The organism is Halomarina litorea, assembly GCF_024227715.1.
Lineage (GTDB): Archaea > Halobacteriota > Halobacteria > Halobacteriales > Haloarculaceae > Halomarina > Halomarina litorea.
Window position 1 is genome coordinate 548,824 of the sequence record NZ_CP100448.1, and the last position, 15,115, is coordinate 563,938.

Genomic DNA, 15,115 nt, shown 5'->3' on the forward strand with positions numbered 1-15,115 from the left:
CTGCCGACCACCACTCGATACAACTCATGAATCAGCCGGACTACGGGGTGTACCTCGTCACGCAGGAGACGCTCTCCGCGGGGCGGTCGACGACGGACGTCGTCGGTGCGGCCCTCGCGGGCGGCGTCGACGTCGTCCAGTTGCGCGAGAAGGACGCGACCGCCCGCGAGCGCTACCAACTGGGTCTCGAACTGCGCGAACTGACCGCCGAGGCGGGCGTCCCCCTCGTCGTGAACGATCGGGTGGACCTCGCGCAGGCCGTCGACGCCGACGGCGTCCACCTCGGCGAGGAGGACCTCCCTGTCGCAGTCGCCCGCGAGTTGCTCGGCCCCGACGCCATCGTCGGGCGCTCGGTCTCCAGCGTCGACGCCGCCGAGAACGCCGTCGCGGCGGGCGCGGACCACCTCGGCGTCGGTGCCATCTACGCGACGGGGTCGAAGGACGTGGCCGACGAGGACGCGGAAATCGGTCTCGACGCGCTCCGGGCCATCGCGGACGCGGTGGACGTCCCCATCGTCGCCATCGGCGGTGTGACCGTCGAGAACGCGCGGGAGGTCGTCGAGGCGGGCGCGGACGGCGTGGCCGTCATCAGCGCCATCACGGGGGCGGACGACCCGGAGGCGGCGACCCGTGCGCTCGGGCGAGAAGTCCGGGGGGTGGCCGATGTCCAGTGACGCGCCGCTGGACGTGGCCGGGTCGCTGCGGGCGCTGGAGGCGAACAGCCCCCTCGTCCACTCCATCACGAACGACGTGACCGTCAACGAGGTGGCCAACGTCACCCTCCTCTGGGGCGGCCTCCCGGTGATGGCCGACGACCGCCGGGAGGTGGCGGAGATGGTCGCCGGGGCGTCGGCGCTCCACCTCAACATGGGCACCGTGAGCGAGGACGGCGAGGAGACGATGGTCGCGGCGGGGCAGGCCGCCAACGAACGCGGCGTGCCGGTCGTCTTCGACCCCGTCGGGGCGGGCGCGACGCCCACCCGCGACCGGGTCGCGGCGCGACTCTGCGAGGAGGTCGACCTCGCCGTCGTGAAGGGCAACTACGGCGAGGTGAGCGCCCTCGCCGGGGACGAGGGCGAGGTGCGGGGCGTGGAGTCGATGGGCGAGTACGCCGACATCGCCGCCTCCGCGCGACGACTGTCCCGCGAGACGGGCGCGGTCGTCGTCGCCTCCGGCGAGGCGGACGTGGTCGCGGGCGAGGAGGCCGTCTACACCGTCGACGGCGGTGACGGCCTCCTGACGCGGGTCGTCGGGACCGGGTGTCTGCTCGGCGTGAGTGCCGCCACGTTCTGTGGCGTCACGGACGACCCCCTCCGGGCGAGTCTGGACGCCTGCGTGGCCTTCGGCGTCGCGGCGGAACGCGCCGCCGCCTCGGACGTGGCCGGCCCCGCGAGCTTCAAGGTCGCCTTCCTCGACGCGGTGGCCGCCCTCTCGCCCGAGGACCTCCCGGCCCCCGAGGCCCTCGCCGAACGGGTCCGACGCGCCGACTGACCGTCACCTCGCTTCCACAACGGGGGAAAGGATGATTCGCCCGACGCCCCTCCGTCGAAACGAATGAGCACCAACGCGAGCGAGCGGTGGACGGCGGTCCGGATGCCAGACATGACCGACCGGACGGTGGTCGTGACGGGCGCGAACAGCGGCCTCGGCTTCGAGGCGACGAAGGAACTCGCGCGGGCGGGTGCACACGTCGTCATGGCCTGTCGGAACCCGGAGCGGGCCGAGGACGCCCGCGAGCGGGCGGAACGCGCCGTCCGCGACGCCTCCCTCGACGTGCGCGAACTGGACCTCGCGGACCTCTCGTCGGTCCGCGCGTTCGCGGAGGGGTTCGCGGCGGAGTACGACGCCCTCCACGTCCTGATGAACAACGCGGGCGTGATGGCCCCGCCCCGCCGGGAGACGGCCGACGGCTTCGAACTCCAGTTCGGCGTCAACCACCTCGGGCACTTCGCGCTGACGGGCCTCCTGCTGGACCGCCTCCGGATGGCCGACGGCGAGACGCGCGTCGTGACGACCAGCAGCGGCGCACACAAGATGGGCGGTATCGACTTCGAGGACCTGCAGAGCGAGCGCTCGTACTCGCGGTGGCGGGCCTACGGCCAGTCGAAACTCGCCAACCTCCTGTTCACCTACGAACTCCAGCGCAGACTCGACCGCGCCGTCCGCGAGGACCCGGCGCTGGCGGGCGAGATGAAGGCCGTCGCGGCCCACCCCGGGTGGGCGGCCACGGAACTCCAGACGTCGGGGCCGACGATGGGCGAGGGCGAGTCCTCGCTTCGGGGGCGGGCCATGGAGGTGGCCAACCGCCTCGTGGCACAGAGCGCGCGGATGGGGACGTTGCCCCTGCTGTACGCCGCGACGGCCGAGAACGTCGACGGCAGCGACTACATCGGACCGGGCGGGCCGTTCGAGATGCGCGGCTACCCGGTCCACGTCGCCTCGAACGAACGGTCACACGACCACGCGACGGCGAGGCGGCTCTGGGCGGTGTCGGAGGAGCTGACGGGCGTGACGTACGACCTCCCGTCGGCGTGAAAAGCGGTCGCTCGAAGGTGAGTTGCGACAGGAACACGACGAGAATCGCGGTCTAAGCTCGGACGGGAAACGTTTTCCTCGGACCTCACGTCCATCTCGGCACCGCACTGCATCGACGTTAGTCGGGCTTGCACCGACGCTTGCCGGCGTGATACCGGCTTTAGCTGGATTTCAACCAGCGGTTGTCGTTCAGTGTGGCGCTCGGTGTTCCCGAAGTCCGTTTACACGTACTCCGGTACTTGGTCTTCGCCTCCGACCACCATGGTGGTCGGACACTGGTCCGATGCGGTCTTCCTCCGAGGTCGTGACCTCGGCGCCGTATCAACGACGCTTCGGTTGTGACCGCTATCACGACACTGCACGACATACGTACCGCCGTACCGTGCCGCGACGTCCGATTTGCTCCCAGCGATTCCCGCTGGCACTCTCCCGTACGCCTCCGTCCAGCATAATTCTTTGGTATATGTTACCCCTTACCGCATCCCTGTCGGTCGGACAGTCGCGCGACCCCGACTCTCACGCCACGTTGCGTTCGACGACGCCCTCGCCGCGGTCGAACCGGTCGCTCGACAGGGGGACCGGGTCCACGAGCGATATCGCCCCGTCGCAGACGAGTTCGGCGACGAGGCGACCCGTCGCGGGCGCGTGCTGGAAGCCGTGGCCGGAGAACCCGACGGCGTTCACGAACCCCGGCAGGGATTCCTCGACGACCGGGTGGTGGTCGGGCGTGACGGCATACAGCCCCGCCCACCCCCGTTTCAACTCGGTGTCTGGGCCGAAGTAGCCCGCCGTCTCCGCCGCGCGTTCGACGGCCGTCGTCGCCCAGTCGAGGTCCATCGACTTCGTGTACGCGCCGGGGTCCTGTTCGTCGTCGGAGTCCTCGAGATGGCCCCCGACGAGGGCGCTCCCCTCTCGTTCGGGCCGGAAGTAGACGCCCGAGTCGAGGTCGACGGTCAGCGGGACGGACTCGGGCACGGGCGGGTCCGGGTCGGTGACGAGCACCTGCCGCCGCCGGGGGGAGACGGGCAGGTCGAGACCCGCCATCGCGCCCACACGGGCCGCCCACGGCCCCGCCGCGTTCACCACGAAGTCGGCGTCGACGCGCCCGCCGTCCGTCTCGACGCCCACCGCGGCCCCGTCTGCCAGTCGAACGTCCGTCACCGCCGTCTTCGTCCGCACCTCGACGCCCGCCTCCCGGCAGGCGTCGGCGTACCCCTGCAGGGCGAGATGGGGGTCCGCGAAGCCGTCCGTCGGGCAGTACGTCGCCGCTCGGTAGCGCCCCGCGTGGAGTTCCGGACAGCGCTCCCGGGCCTCCTCGGGCGTGAGCAGTTCGCTCTCGACGCCCTGCCCTCGCTGCATGGCGACCTGCTCTTCGAACCCCGCCGCGGTCGACTCCTCGCGCGCGAGGAAGAGGTACCCCGGCCGTCGGTAGGCGATGTCCACGCCGAACTCGTTCTCGAAGCGCTCCCACACCTCGACGCTGGCCCGCGAGAGGGCGACGTTCACCGGCGTCGAGAACTGCGAGCGGATACCCCCGACGGAGCGTTCGGTGCTCCCGTTGCCGAGCGACCCCTGTTCACAGACGGTGACCTCGACGTCCCGCGTTGCGAGTGCGTGGGCGCTGGCGAGGCCGACGATGCCGCCACCCACCACGACGACGTGCATGCCACGAGATACCGTGACGGGGGAGAAAACCGCTCCGGCGTCGCCGGTCATATATACCCCGAAAACGGAGTGTCAACCGAACATGAGTGATTCCGCAGGCGGCTACCGACGACACAGCGAGACGAGCACCGGGACGGGGAACGTGGGCCGCATCGCCGGCCTCGGGACGGCACTCGTCGCGCTGAACGTCCTCCTGATGCTGGCGCTGTCGTACACGCCCGTCGTGAGTGTCGGGCGGGCGCTGTTCTCCAGTTTCTTCCTCGGCGTCGCGGCGTTCGCCGTCTCGGTCGGGGGCGGCTACTGGCTCGCCGACCGGGGCATCCGGCGGGGCACCACGTCGCTCGCCGTCGCGGGCGTGGCGCTCACGCAGGTGGGGTACGGCCTGTTCGGCGCGACGGCACTCTCGTTCGCGTCGCCTGCACTCCGGGCACCCGCCCTCGGCATCTCGGCCGTCGTCACCGGTCTCATCACCGCCCTCGTCACGGTGGTCGTCTACCGGACGGACCGCTCGTTCGTCGGGTGGAGCCGCTACGCGGGCGGCCTGTTCATCGGGGGCATCGCCGTCGGCGCACTCGGCGTCTTCGTCGCACCCGTCCTCGTGGTCGTCGCCGGCCTCCTGTTCTTCCTCGGGTTCGTCGTCGACCTCGTCTACGAGATATGGGCCATCCGCGAGGGGCGCTACGGCACCCTCCGGAGCGCGCTCGGCGTCTACATCGCCGTCATGGGCGTGTTCGTCCACGTCCTCCAGTGGGTCCTGCGCCTGCTGGCCGTCCTCGACCAGTAGACTGGCGTAGCTTCTTGTCGTCGCGCCCGTCCCTGTCGGTATGGTCCGTGTCCTCTCCGACGACGACGTCGCCGCGCTCCTCGACCTCCCGGACCTGCTCGACGTCCTCGCTGAGGCCTTCGTCGCGCAGGCGGAGGGCCGGGTCGAACGCCCCGACCGCCCGCACTTCCCGGTCGGCGAGGGCATCGAGAACGGCCCGCTCGGGACGGGCCTGACGATGCCGGCGTACATCCACGGTGCACCCTACTACGCCACCAAACTGGCGAGCGTCCACGAGGGCAACGCCGACCGGGACCTGCCGACCGTCAACGCCCAGATAGCGCTCACGGACGCCGTGACGGGGCAACCGGTGGCGTACATGGCCGGCACGCGCGTCACGAACGCCCGAACGGGCTGTATCGGTGGTCTCGCTGTCCGGGCGCTCGCCCCAGACCCCGTGGACCTCGCCGTCGTCGGCGCGGGGACGCAGGCCCGCTGGCAGACCCGCGCCATCGCGGCCGCGGCCGACGTCGAGCGCGTCAGAGTCTACTCGCCGAGCGACTCGCGCGAGGCGTGTGCGGCCGACCTCCGCGCTGAACTGGACCTCCCCGTCGAGGCCGTCACCTCCCCGAAAGCGGCGGTCGAGGGGGCCTCGGTGGTGGTGACGGCCACCACGAGTACGGAACCGGTGTTCCCGGGGGACGCCCTCGAACCGGACGCCCTCGTCGTCGCCGTCGGGGCCTACACCGCGGCGATGCGCGAACTCGACGCGCGGACGATAGAACGGGCCGTCCGCGTCGTCGCGGACGTCCCCGAGGAGGCCGTCGAGACGGGCGACCTGCGGGAGTCCGGTCTGGCGGTCGCGGACCTCGTCGCACTCGGCGACGTTCTCGCCGGGCGGGTCGAGCGACCGGAGGGGATCGTCGTCGTCGCCAGCGTCGGATCGGCGGTGCTGGACGCGGCGGCCGCCACGCACCTCTACGAGGCGGCACGCGCGGCCGACCGCGGGACGGACTGCCCGCTCTGAGGCGTCGAGTAGGGGTACGGGACGGCCCGCGTCAGCGGGGACCGCCCCTCGTCGCGGGCGCAGGATGAGAGCGTGTCGGGTCGGACACTTCAGCCGCGACGTCCGCCCTTACGAACGACCGGATATAAACCGTGGTGCGCTGTGTCGCACGCGTGCACATCCCTCACACCGTGACCGTCACCGACTAGAGCCGGTTCCACGGGGAGACCCGACTCACGTGGAGCGCGCGGCTATCGTGTCGGGGGCGCTTCAGGTACGGGAGCACACATGAACTCGACGGCACCCCGCCGTGTCACCGTCGCCTGCCAGGGCGGCGGCAGCCACACCGCGTTCACCGCGGGGGGCCTCGCTCGGGCCGAACAGCGTCGTGACGCTGCCGGGGGCGTACGCCCGCATATCGGGCCGTCGGTGTCGGGTGGCAAAAATCGCACGCGCCGAACGCTTAACCCCCGTCGCTCCCACTCCCGCCCATGACAGGTCACGACGTGCCGGTGGACCTCGTGTTGATGGTGTCGGACCACGACTCGCTGGACGGCATCGCCGACCAGGCGCAGTTGGCCGAGGAACACGGCTTCGAGCGCGTCTCGGCGGGCGAGACGACCGGCTGGGACATGGTCTCGACGTTCGCCGTCGTCGGCGAGCGGACCGATTCCATCGGTATCTCGAACGACGTGCTCTCGCCGTTCGGGCGCGCGCCGACCGTCCTCGCCCAGACGGCGCTCACCATGCACGAGGCCACCGGCGGGCGGTTCCGCCTCGGCCTCGGGACGAGTTCGCCCGCCATCGCGGAGCGCTGGCACGGCGCGGAGTTCGACCGTCCGCTTCGCCGCCTCCGCGAGACCATCGACATCGTCCGCGAGGTGTACGAGGGGGGACGCGTCGAGTACGACGGCGACATCTTCGAGTTGGGCGGCCTCTCCTACGAACGCGACGTGCCCGAGACTCCGCCGCCCATCGACGTGGCCGCCCTCGGCCCGAAGGCCGTCGAACTCACGGGTCGGTTCGCGGACGGCTGGGTCCCACAGCTGTTCACGCCCGACGGCCTCGGAGACCGGATGGAGGATCTCCACCGTGGGGCGGGCCTCGGCGACCGCGACCCCGAGGGCCTCCGGGTCGCCCCCCTCGTCCGCTGTTTCGCGAGCGAGGACCGCGACCGGGCACGCGAAACGACGCGCTCGATGGTTGCCTTCCTGATGGGCGCGTACGGTCCCTTCTACGGGAAGTCCGTCGCACAGCAGGGCTACGAGGACGTCGTCGAGGAGGTCCGCGCGGCGTGGGAAGAGCGGGACACGGACGCCATGGCCGCCGCCCTCCCCGACGAGTTGCTCGACGACCTCGCCGCCTGCGGAACGCCCGAGGAGGTCCACGAACAGATAGAACGCTTCGGCGCGGTCGACGGCGTGGACGCGGTCCGCGTCGGGTTCGTCCGCGGGATGAGCCAGGACGACAAGGAGGCGACGATGCGGGCGGTGACGGGCCACTAACCGGCGCGCGCTCCCTCCCTCGTCGGACCCGACGCTCGCCGGGACGACGGCCACCGCCGGCCTCGGAGTCGGACGACTGATGGCCCGCGAGCGACGACAGCACGCCTCGATGGACGTCGCTCCCGAACTGTTCGCGCCCGAAGGTGCCGTTCGCCCGCCGGACGGCGGGGAGTGAGTCGGTCGCTCCGCCTACGCGAGGGGAACCGCACCGACGCTCGCCGAGTCGCTGGCGTTGCCGTCGGTGGAGTTCCCGGCAGTCGCGTTGCCATCGGTCGTGTTACCGTCGGTCGCGTTACCGTTCGTCCCGTTCCCGCCCGGCACTCCCGTCTCGCCGGTCGTCCCGTCGACTGCGAGGACGACCTCGAAGGGCGTGTCTGCCGGCGCCTGGTCGGGCAGGACGTAGCCCGCGGCGAACGCCGTGTAGGCCGTCCCGTTCTCGACGGTCACGTCGATGGTGGTGAGCACCTGACCGTCGTTGCCGGGCGTCGCGGGCCGGACGTCGAGGCTGTAGCTCCCGCCGGGGACCTCGACGTACTCCGTCACGTCACCGAACGCCACGTCGTCGAAGAGCACCGTCGGGCCGTCGCTCCCGTTCGTGCCGTCGGTGCCGTTGGTGTCGTTCCCGGTGGCGTTGCCCTCGCCGCTCGTGTTGAGCGTCACGTCGACCGGCCCCGCGCCGGGCGAGGCGTGGACGAGTCGTGCCGCCGCACTCCCGGCGGCCTGCTCGCTCCGGTCCTCGAGGACCCGCACTTCGAACTCCTCGGTCGCGTTCTCGCCTACCTCGCCGAGTGCGGCCGCGGTGTACGCGCCCGCCTCCAGCGTCACGTTGTCGTTGAACACTACCGCGCTGCTGTTGTTCGCGACGGAGACGGTCACGTTGTACTCGCCGGGTGCCACCTCCGTGTAGTTCGTGACGTTCCCGAAGGAGACGTTCTCGGCGAACGGTTCGCCGTTCACCTGCACGTCCACGCTGGGCGCGTCGGGCGAGAGGTGGGCGACGCGGAGCGAGGCGTTCGCGCTCGCGTTCGACCCGTTGTCTGTGCCGTTATCCGTGCCGTTGTCGCCGGGACCGGCCGTCCCGTCGTCCGTCCCCGTGCCGTCGTCGGTCCCGTTGCCGGTCCCGCCGTCGGTCGTGGCCGTCGAGTCGACCGTCGTGACGCCGCCCGAGTCGTTCGTGCCGTTCGTCGCGTTGTCGCTCGGACCGCCACAGCCGGCGACGGCGACCATCGCGGCGACGACCAGGACGAGGAGGACCCGCCTCGCGGAACTATCACCGAAGATAGAATATCTATCTGCTGTCATGCGTCGGGTCCGACGCCACACGCCCACTTGAACGGCGGTGACCGTCGCACCCGGCAACCGGGACTGTTTCGACGCTCCCACCCGCCCTCGCGGTGCTACCTCCGGGTTAAGACGAGGGAAGGGGACGGTGTATCCCGAGGGGGCCTCCGCCCGTCGCGTCCGCACTGTGACTCACCCCGGACCGGCCGTCGAGGCCGAAAACCGGTCGCTGGGGACGGGAACACGGCGTTCGGGAGGTCCACAGGCGCGCTGTACGCCGTGCGTTACTCGTTCTCGTTCGGGAAAGCTCACCGAACGGTGACTGTCGGCGACCGTCGGCGGACCTACCGCGCCTCGAACGGGAGTTCCACGTCCGGACGCTCGGCGACCATCCACCAGCGCACGTCCGCCTTGGGGTGACGACGTTCGTGGTGCCTGTCGAGCACCGCCCGCGAGTCGACGTCCTTCCCACACAGGTTACAGCGGTAGTGGTGTTTCCCAGTCATGGATGTACGTAGTACGTCGGCGGCTATCCACCTCTCGCAGACCGCCACGGGGGCCGACAGGACCGGCCCTACTTCCCGAGGTAGAGGTCCCGGATGCGCTCGGAGTCCCGGATGGTGGCGGCGTCCGCCTCGAAGCGGTTCTCGCCCATGTCGAGGACGTACCCCCGGTCCGCGACGGTGAGGGCGGCCTTCACGTTCTGCTCGACGACGAGGACCGCCGTGCCCGCCTTCCGGACCCGGTCGACGTGCTCGAACGTGCGCTCGATGAGTTGCGGGGCCAGTCCCGCCGACGGTTCGTCGATGAGCAGGAGGTCCGGGTCGGGAAGGAGCGCCCGCGCCATCGCGAGCATCTGTCGCTCGCCGCCCGAGAGCGTACTCGCGTCCTGTTCCTGCCGTTCGGCCAGTCGGGGGAAGAGGTCGAACATGGCCTCGCGGCGCGTCTCGGGATCGTCGGCGTGGATGGTCCCGATGTCGAGGTTCTCCGCGACGGTGAGGTTCGGGAAGACGTTCTCCGTCTGCGGGACGTAGGCGACGCCGTTGGCGACCATCTGGTTGGCCGCGAGCGCCGAGAGGTCATGCCCGGCGAGTTCGATGGACCCGCTCCAGAGGGGGAGCTGTTTGAACAGCGCCCGCATGAGCGTGGACTTCCCGGCCCCGTTCGGGCCGAACACCAGCACGATCTCGTCGGGACGCACGTCGAGGTCGACGCCGTAGAGCACCTGCAGGTCGCCGTAGCCCGTCTCGACGCCCCGCGCCGAGAACAGGGCGTCGTCGTAGTTGGGTATCTCCTCGAGGTCCGCCGAGGGGGTCGAACTCATTCGAACCCCCCGAGGTACGCCTCGACGACCCGTTCGTCCTCCTGTACGACGGAGGGCGGTCCCGTCGCCAGCGTCGCGCCGTTGTGCAATACGACGACGCGGTCGCAGTGGTTCATCACGAGGTCCATGTCGTGTTCGATGAGTAGGACGGTGCGGCCCCGGTCGTTGAGTTCGTGGATGCGCTTCAGCAAGTCGTCCACGAGCGCCGGGTTGACGCCCGCGACGGGTTCGTCCAGCATCACGAGGTCCGGGTCCATCATCAGCACACGCCCGAGTTCCAGCAGTTTGCGCTGGCCGCCCGAGAGTCCGCTCGCGTAGTCCTCGGCGAGGTGGTCGAGCGAGAGGAACTCGAGGGTTTCGTCGGCGGTGCGCTGGATTCGCTCCTCCTCCTCGCTCACCGTCCCACCTCGGAAGAGCGCTCCCAGCGCGTTCTCGCCGGTCTGGTCCCGCGCGGCGAACGCGAGGTTCTCGCGCACCGTCATCCCCCGAAAAATCTTCGGCGTCTGGTAGGTTCGTCCCACCCCACGGTCGGCGACGGCGTTCGGCGCGAGGCCCTGTATCTCCTCGCCGTTCAGGACGACGCGCCCCGAATCGGGCGTGTGGACGCCCGTGATGCAGTCGAACAGCGTAGACTTTCCCGCGCCGTTCGGCCCGATGAGGCCCGTGATGGACCCCCGTTCGACGTCGAACGTCGCGCCGTCGACGGCGGTGAGGCCGCCGAACGTCTTGACGACGTCCTCGACGGCGAGGAGGGTGTCCCCTGCGTCGCTGGCCGACTCGTCTCCGCTCGTTGTGGATTCGCCTCCGGCGTCAGCGTCGGCGCTCATTCCTCCTCCCCCATGGCGACGACCTCGTGTTCCTCGCCCAGCAGTCCCTGCGGGCGGTACCGAATGACCAGTATCAACAGCAGGCCGATGACGGCAAAACGGATGCTGGGGACGAACGAGGGGTGGTCGGGGAGGGGTGCGACGAGACTCTGGAGAATCCCCGCGAGGACGCCCGGCAGGAGTTCCAGTAGGCCGTCGTAGGCGTTCGTCAGGAACCGGGTCGACTCCCGGAAGAACACGAGCAGGAACGCACCGGCGACGACGCCCTCGTTCGACGCGACGCCCCCGAGGAGGACGGCGGTCCAGACGAGGAAGGTGACGATGGGGAGGAACTGCTGGGTGACGACGCTCCCGAGGTAGTGGGCGTAGACGCCGCCCGCGAGGCCGGCGACGGCCCCGCCGATGGCGAACGACTTGAGTTTCACGCGCGTCGTGTCCTTCCCGAGGGTCCGGGCGGCGTCCTCGCTCTCGCGGACGCCCTTCAGCAGGCGGCCGAAGGGGGCGTCGGCGAGGCGTTCGACCACGAGGTAGGTGGCGAGGAGCAACCCCGCCGCGAACAGCAGGTAGAACACCTGCCAGCCGTCCGCGCCGAGGGTCGTCCGGAGGGGCTTGGGCACGTCGTTCAGGCCGAAGGTGCCCCGCGTCAGCCACGACTCGTTGACGAGGACGTCGCCGAAGATGCCCGCGAGGGCGAACGTGGCGACGGCGAGGTAGTGACTCCCGAGGCGGACGCTCGTCAGGCCGATGAGCGCCGCCAGCAGACCGCCGACGAGTGCGGCCCCTGCGATGCTCAGTGGTAAGCCCCACGGCATCGGGAGGCCGAGGCCGACGACGTAGTCCGCGCCCGCTCCCGGCGGGGGCATCGTCAGCAGGGCGGAGGTGTACGCCCCCGCCGCGAAGAAGGCGACGTGCCCGAAGTTCAACAGGCCGGTGTAGCCGAAGTGGACGTTCAGGCCGATTGCGAGCAGGCCGTAGATGCAGGCGATGGTGGCGACGGTCACGCCGAACGAGAGCCACCCAGTCAGGAGGGCCATCAGAGCTCACCCCCGGCGATGCCCTCCGGCTTGAACAGGAGGACGAGGACGAGGATGGCGAAGGCGTAGCCCATCGTGTAGTCCGCCGAGAGGTAGGCCGTGCCGAGGTTCATCGCGAGGCCGACGACGAACGCGCCGGCCATCGCGCCGTAGGGCTTGCCGATACCGCCCAGCAACGTCGCGGCGAAGACGACGATGAGGAAGTCCCACCCGACCGTGGGGCGGAAGGGGGCGAACAGGATACCATAGAGGATGCCGGCGAGTGCACCCGCCGCCGCCGAGACGAACCACGTCCGCCGGACCACGCTGTCGGTGTCGATACCCGCGACCGTCGCCAGCGCGCGGTTCCCGCTGGTCGCGCGCATCTTCTTGCCGAGCATCGTCCGCGAGAGCAGCAGGTGGACGGCGAGCATCGTCAGCACCGAGACGACGAGCACGCCCGCTTCGAGGGGCGTCATCCCGACGCCCGCGACCTGCACCGGGCGCATCAGCGGGACCGGGAGCTGTTTGGCCTGCACGCCGACGGCCGCCGTCAGCAGGTTCCGCAGGAGGAACGCCACCCCTATCGAGGTGATGAGCAGAGGGAGTGCGCCCCTGTCCGAGAGCGGGTCGAAGAACGCCCGTGAAACGGCGACACCGAGGACGCCGACGACGCCGATGGCGACGAGGGCGGCGAGGGGGAGGGGGAGGGAGACGCCCAGCCCCGCCCCCGCGAGAAAGAGCGTGAGGTAGACGCCGTAGGTGAGGAACTCGCCGAACGCGAAGTTGATGAAGCGGGTCACGCCGTACGAGAGCGTCAGGCCGACCGCCCCGACGGCGATGACGCTCCCGGTCGTGAGCCCGTAGATGACCGTCTGGACGAACTGTGTGGGGTCGAACTGCATTGGAGAGAACACGGAGATGGCGGGTGTGAGGTACTACGTGAGCTGGTCGGCGGGGAGGACCGCCACCTGCTCCCAGGCGTTGCTGTCGGACTTCATGACTGCGAACGGCGACTGGATGTCGCCCACGTCGTCGAAGTCGATGGGGCCGACGAGACCCTCGTAGTTCACGTCGGTGCCCTCCCGGATGGCGGCCGCGCCGTCGGCGTACGTCGTCACCGTCTGCTCGGGCGGGTTCGCGACTTCGGGGATGTGCGGCGCGAGGTTCGACCCCGTGAAGTCCTCACCCGCCTGTGCGGTGGCGGTCATCGCGAGGCCCATCACGACCATCGCGTCGTAGGTGTTCTTCGCGAACAGGCCCGGTTCGGAGCCGTCGTTGGCCTCCTTGTACGCCGAGACGAACTCCTCGACGCGCCCGGACTCGGCGGCATCGGGGTTGTCGGCCTCCTGCAGGCCGAGGATGCCCTGCGTCACCTTCTCGGAGGTCTGTTCGAGGAAGTCCTGATTGGTCTGGTCCTGCGTGACGAACCAGTTGCCCTCGTAGCCCGCCTGGAACGCCGCCTGCATGATCTTCACCGAGTCCTCGGGCGAGGCGACGAGCGTGATTATCTCGGGGTCGCTGTCGAGCATCGTCTGGACCTCCGACTGGTAGGCCGCCTTCCCCGTCTTGAAGTCGAGGGACTCCGTGATGGTCCCGCCGAACTCCTCGAAGGAGGAGGAGATGGGCTGCTTGAACGACTGGAGGGCCTGCGCGTTGCCGACCATGAGGCCCATCTGCTCGTAGGACTGCACCGTGTTGAACTCCTTCTGCCGGGCGGCCTTCGCGATGGCCCGCCCCCCGAGGGTGTCGGAGGGGACGGTCCGGAAGATGTACTCGCCGCCCACGTCGTTGAGTGCCGTCGTCCCCGCCGTGGGGGAGACGACGGGCACCTGGTTCTCCCGGAAGAAGTCCGAGACCGCAGAGAACGTGAGACTCGTCGGGCCGATGATGCCCGCCACACCGTCGACGTTGACGAGTTTCTTCGCCGCCGAGAGCGAGGCGTCCGGCGACGCCTCGGTGTCGCCCTGCACGAGCGACACCTGCTCGCCCCCGATACCGCCGTCGTCGTTGATCTCCTGAGCGACGAGTCGCGCGACGGGGAGGACGTTCTCGCCCACCCACGCGTACTCGCCGGAGAACGGGACGAGGACGCCGAGTTTCAGCGACCCGGAGCCGCCGCCACCGCCACTGCCGTTTCCACCGCCACCACCGCCTCCGCCGTTCCCGTCACTGTCGTTGCCGTCACCGTCGTCGCCGGTACAGCCGGCGAGCGCCGCCACCGTCGCGGCCCCCGTCGCCTGCAGAAACCGGCGTCTGCGGACGTTCATGGCCTCTTCTCTCCTGCGTGGGGGCTTAAAACTGTAGAAAGAAACGGTACTTGACAACAGGTGCCGCTCGCCCGTTAGATGTCGCGCCCGCCGTCGACTTCGAGGGCGGTGCCCGTAATCATCGACGCCTCGTCGCTGGCGAGGAAGGCCGCCGCCTGTGCGATGTCCATCGGGTCGGCCAGTCGCCCGAGGGGGATGGTGTCGGCGATGTCGTCCATCGAGAGGCCCTCGCTCGTGAACTCGGGGAGCATCTCGGTGTCCGTCGCCACCGGGCAGATGGCGTTCACCCGGACGCCGTCGCCCGCGAGTTCCGAGGCGAGTTGCTTCGTGAGGGTAATCATCCCGCCCTTGGAGGCGGCGTACGCCGAGAGGCCGGTCCGTGGTCGGATGCCGGACGTGGAGGCGGTGTTGAGGACGACGCCGTCCTCGGACTCCCGGAGGTGCGGGACGGCGCACTTGGTGCCGAGAAACGCCGACTTGAGGTTCACGTCGAGCACCCGGTCCCACGTCCCCTCGTCGACGTCCTCGACGGGCGTGGAGGCCATCGGGACTCCGGCGTTGTTGTGCAACACGTCGAGTCCGCCCCACGTTTCGACCGCCTCAGCGACGAACCCCTCGACCGCCTCGGCGTCGGAGACGTCCGCCGCGACGGCGATGGCGTCCCCACCAGCCGATTCGATGCGTTCGACCGTCTCCTCGGCGGCCTCGGCGTCGAGGTCGACGACGGTGACCGACGCGCCGCGTTCCGCGAACAGTTCTGCCGTCGCGCGACCCATCCCGGCCCCCGCGCCGGTGATTACTGCGGATTTCCCGTCGAGTGCTCCGGTCATACCCCTCGCTGGCGTGGGGGTGGGGAAAACAGTTCGGTCGCGTCGGTCGCGTCGGGGACCGAGGACGCTACTGGGAGACGGGACGCGACCGTCTCC

15 protein-coding genes are annotated in these 15,115 nt (G+C 70.1%); 6 read left to right on the plus strand and 9 right to left on the minus strand.

Annotated features, from left to right (window positions below; genetic code table 11):
• The first annotated feature begins 26 nt into the window (after window positions 1-26).
• From thiE to NKG96_RS03055, 3 genes are all read left to right on the plus strand, one after another.
• Entirely contained in the window at window positions 27-674 is a 648-nt protein-coding gene (gene thiE, locus NKG96_RS03045; protein ID WP_254536982.1) for a thiamine phosphate synthase, read from the plus strand.
• Complete coding sequence (gene thiM, locus NKG96_RS03050) at window positions 664-1,491, plus strand: hydroxyethylthiazole kinase (RefSeq protein ID WP_254536983.1); 828 nt, start codon at window positions 664-666, stop codon at window positions 1,489-1,491. Before thiE ends, thiM begins: the two co-directional genes overlap by 11 nt.
• A gap of 63 nt (window positions 1,492-1,554) precedes the next feature.
• Window positions 1,555-2,535, plus strand: a complete 981-nt coding sequence (locus NKG96_RS03055; protein ID WP_254536984.1) for an oxidoreductase — start codon at window positions 1,555-1,557, stop codon at window positions 2,533-2,535.
• A 516-nt stretch (window positions 2,536-3,051) separates the two neighbouring features.
• Here NKG96_RS03055 and NKG96_RS03060 read toward each other — a convergent pair.
• Window positions 3,052-4,200, minus strand: a complete 1,149-nt coding sequence (locus NKG96_RS03060) for an NAD(P)/FAD-dependent oxidoreductase (RefSeq protein WP_254536985.1) — start codon at window positions 4,198-4,200, stop codon at window positions 3,052-3,054.
• A gap of 82 nt (window positions 4,201-4,282) precedes the next feature.
• Here NKG96_RS03060 and NKG96_RS03065 point away from each other — a divergent pair, with 82 nt between their 5' ends.
• The 3 genes from NKG96_RS03065 to NKG96_RS03075 all read left to right on the plus strand — a co-directional run bounded on the left by NKG96_RS03065 (window position 4,283) and on the right by NKG96_RS03075 (window position 7,474).
• Complete coding sequence (locus NKG96_RS03065; protein ID WP_254536986.1) at window positions 4,283-4,984, plus strand: hypothetical protein; 702 nt, start codon at window positions 4,283-4,285, stop codon at window positions 4,982-4,984.
• A 40-nt stretch (window positions 4,985-5,024) separates the two neighbouring features.
• Window positions 5,025-5,990: an ornithine cyclodeaminase family protein gene (locus tag NKG96_RS03070; RefSeq protein WP_254536987.1), complete on the plus strand. Its 966-nt coding sequence runs from the start codon at window positions 5,025-5,027 to the stop codon at window positions 5,988-5,990.
• 470 nt (window positions 5,991-6,460) lie between these two features.
• Complete coding sequence (locus NKG96_RS03075; RefSeq protein ID WP_254536988.1) at window positions 6,461-7,474, plus strand: TIGR04024 family LLM class F420-dependent oxidoreductase; 1,014 nt, start codon at window positions 6,461-6,463, stop codon at window positions 7,472-7,474.
• A 189-nt stretch (window positions 7,475-7,663) separates the two neighbouring features.
• Here the strand turns inward: NKG96_RS03075 and NKG96_RS03080 are convergent, their stop codons facing one another.
• The 8 genes from NKG96_RS03080 to NKG96_RS03115 all read right to left on the minus strand — a co-directional run bounded on the left by NKG96_RS03080 (window position 7,664) and on the right by NKG96_RS03115 (window position 15,019).
• Window positions 7,664-8,776: a DUF4397 domain-containing protein gene (locus NKG96_RS03080; RefSeq protein ID WP_254536989.1), complete on the minus strand. Its 1,113-nt coding sequence runs from the start codon at window positions 8,774-8,776 to the stop codon at window positions 7,664-7,666.
• Window positions 8,777-9,099: 323 nt separating this feature from the next.
• Window positions 9,100-9,261, minus strand: a complete 162-nt coding sequence (locus tag NKG96_RS03085; protein WP_254536990.1) for a hypothetical protein — start codon at window positions 9,259-9,261, stop codon at window positions 9,100-9,102.
• A gap of 68 nt (window positions 9,262-9,329) precedes the next feature.
• Window positions 9,330-10,079 (minus strand): ABC transporter ATP-binding protein, encoded by a 750-nt coding sequence (locus tag NKG96_RS03090; RefSeq protein ID WP_254536991.1) that lies wholly within the window; start codon window positions 10,077-10,079, stop codon window positions 9,330-9,332.
• Entirely contained in the window at window positions 10,076-10,906 is an 831-nt protein-coding gene (locus tag NKG96_RS03095; protein ID WP_254536992.1) for an ABC transporter ATP-binding protein, read from the minus strand. The genes NKG96_RS03090 and NKG96_RS03095 overlap by 4 nt, the downstream gene beginning before the upstream one ends.
• The gene (locus NKG96_RS03100) at window positions 10,903-11,940 is read right to left on the minus strand and encodes a branched-chain amino acid ABC transporter permease (protein WP_254536993.1); all 1,038 of its coding nucleotides are present in this window, start codon (window positions 11,938-11,940) and stop codon (window positions 10,903-10,905) included. Before NKG96_RS03100 ends, NKG96_RS03095 begins: the two co-directional genes overlap by 4 nt.
• Window positions 11,940-12,824, minus strand: a complete 885-nt coding sequence (locus tag NKG96_RS03105; RefSeq protein WP_254536994.1) for a branched-chain amino acid ABC transporter permease — start codon at window positions 12,822-12,824, stop codon at window positions 11,940-11,942. Before NKG96_RS03105 ends, NKG96_RS03100 begins: the two co-directional genes overlap by 1 nt.
• 33 nt (window positions 12,825-12,857) lie before the next feature.
• Entirely contained in the window at window positions 12,858-14,189 is a 1,332-nt protein-coding gene (locus NKG96_RS03110) for an ABC transporter substrate-binding protein (RefSeq protein WP_254536995.1), read from the minus strand.
• 74 nt (window positions 14,190-14,263) lie between these two features.
• Window positions 14,264-15,019: an SDR family NAD(P)-dependent oxidoreductase gene (locus NKG96_RS03115; protein WP_254536996.1), complete on the minus strand. Its 756-nt coding sequence runs from the start codon at window positions 15,017-15,019 to the stop codon at window positions 14,264-14,266.
• Window positions 15,020-15,115 lie beyond the last annotated feature (96 nt).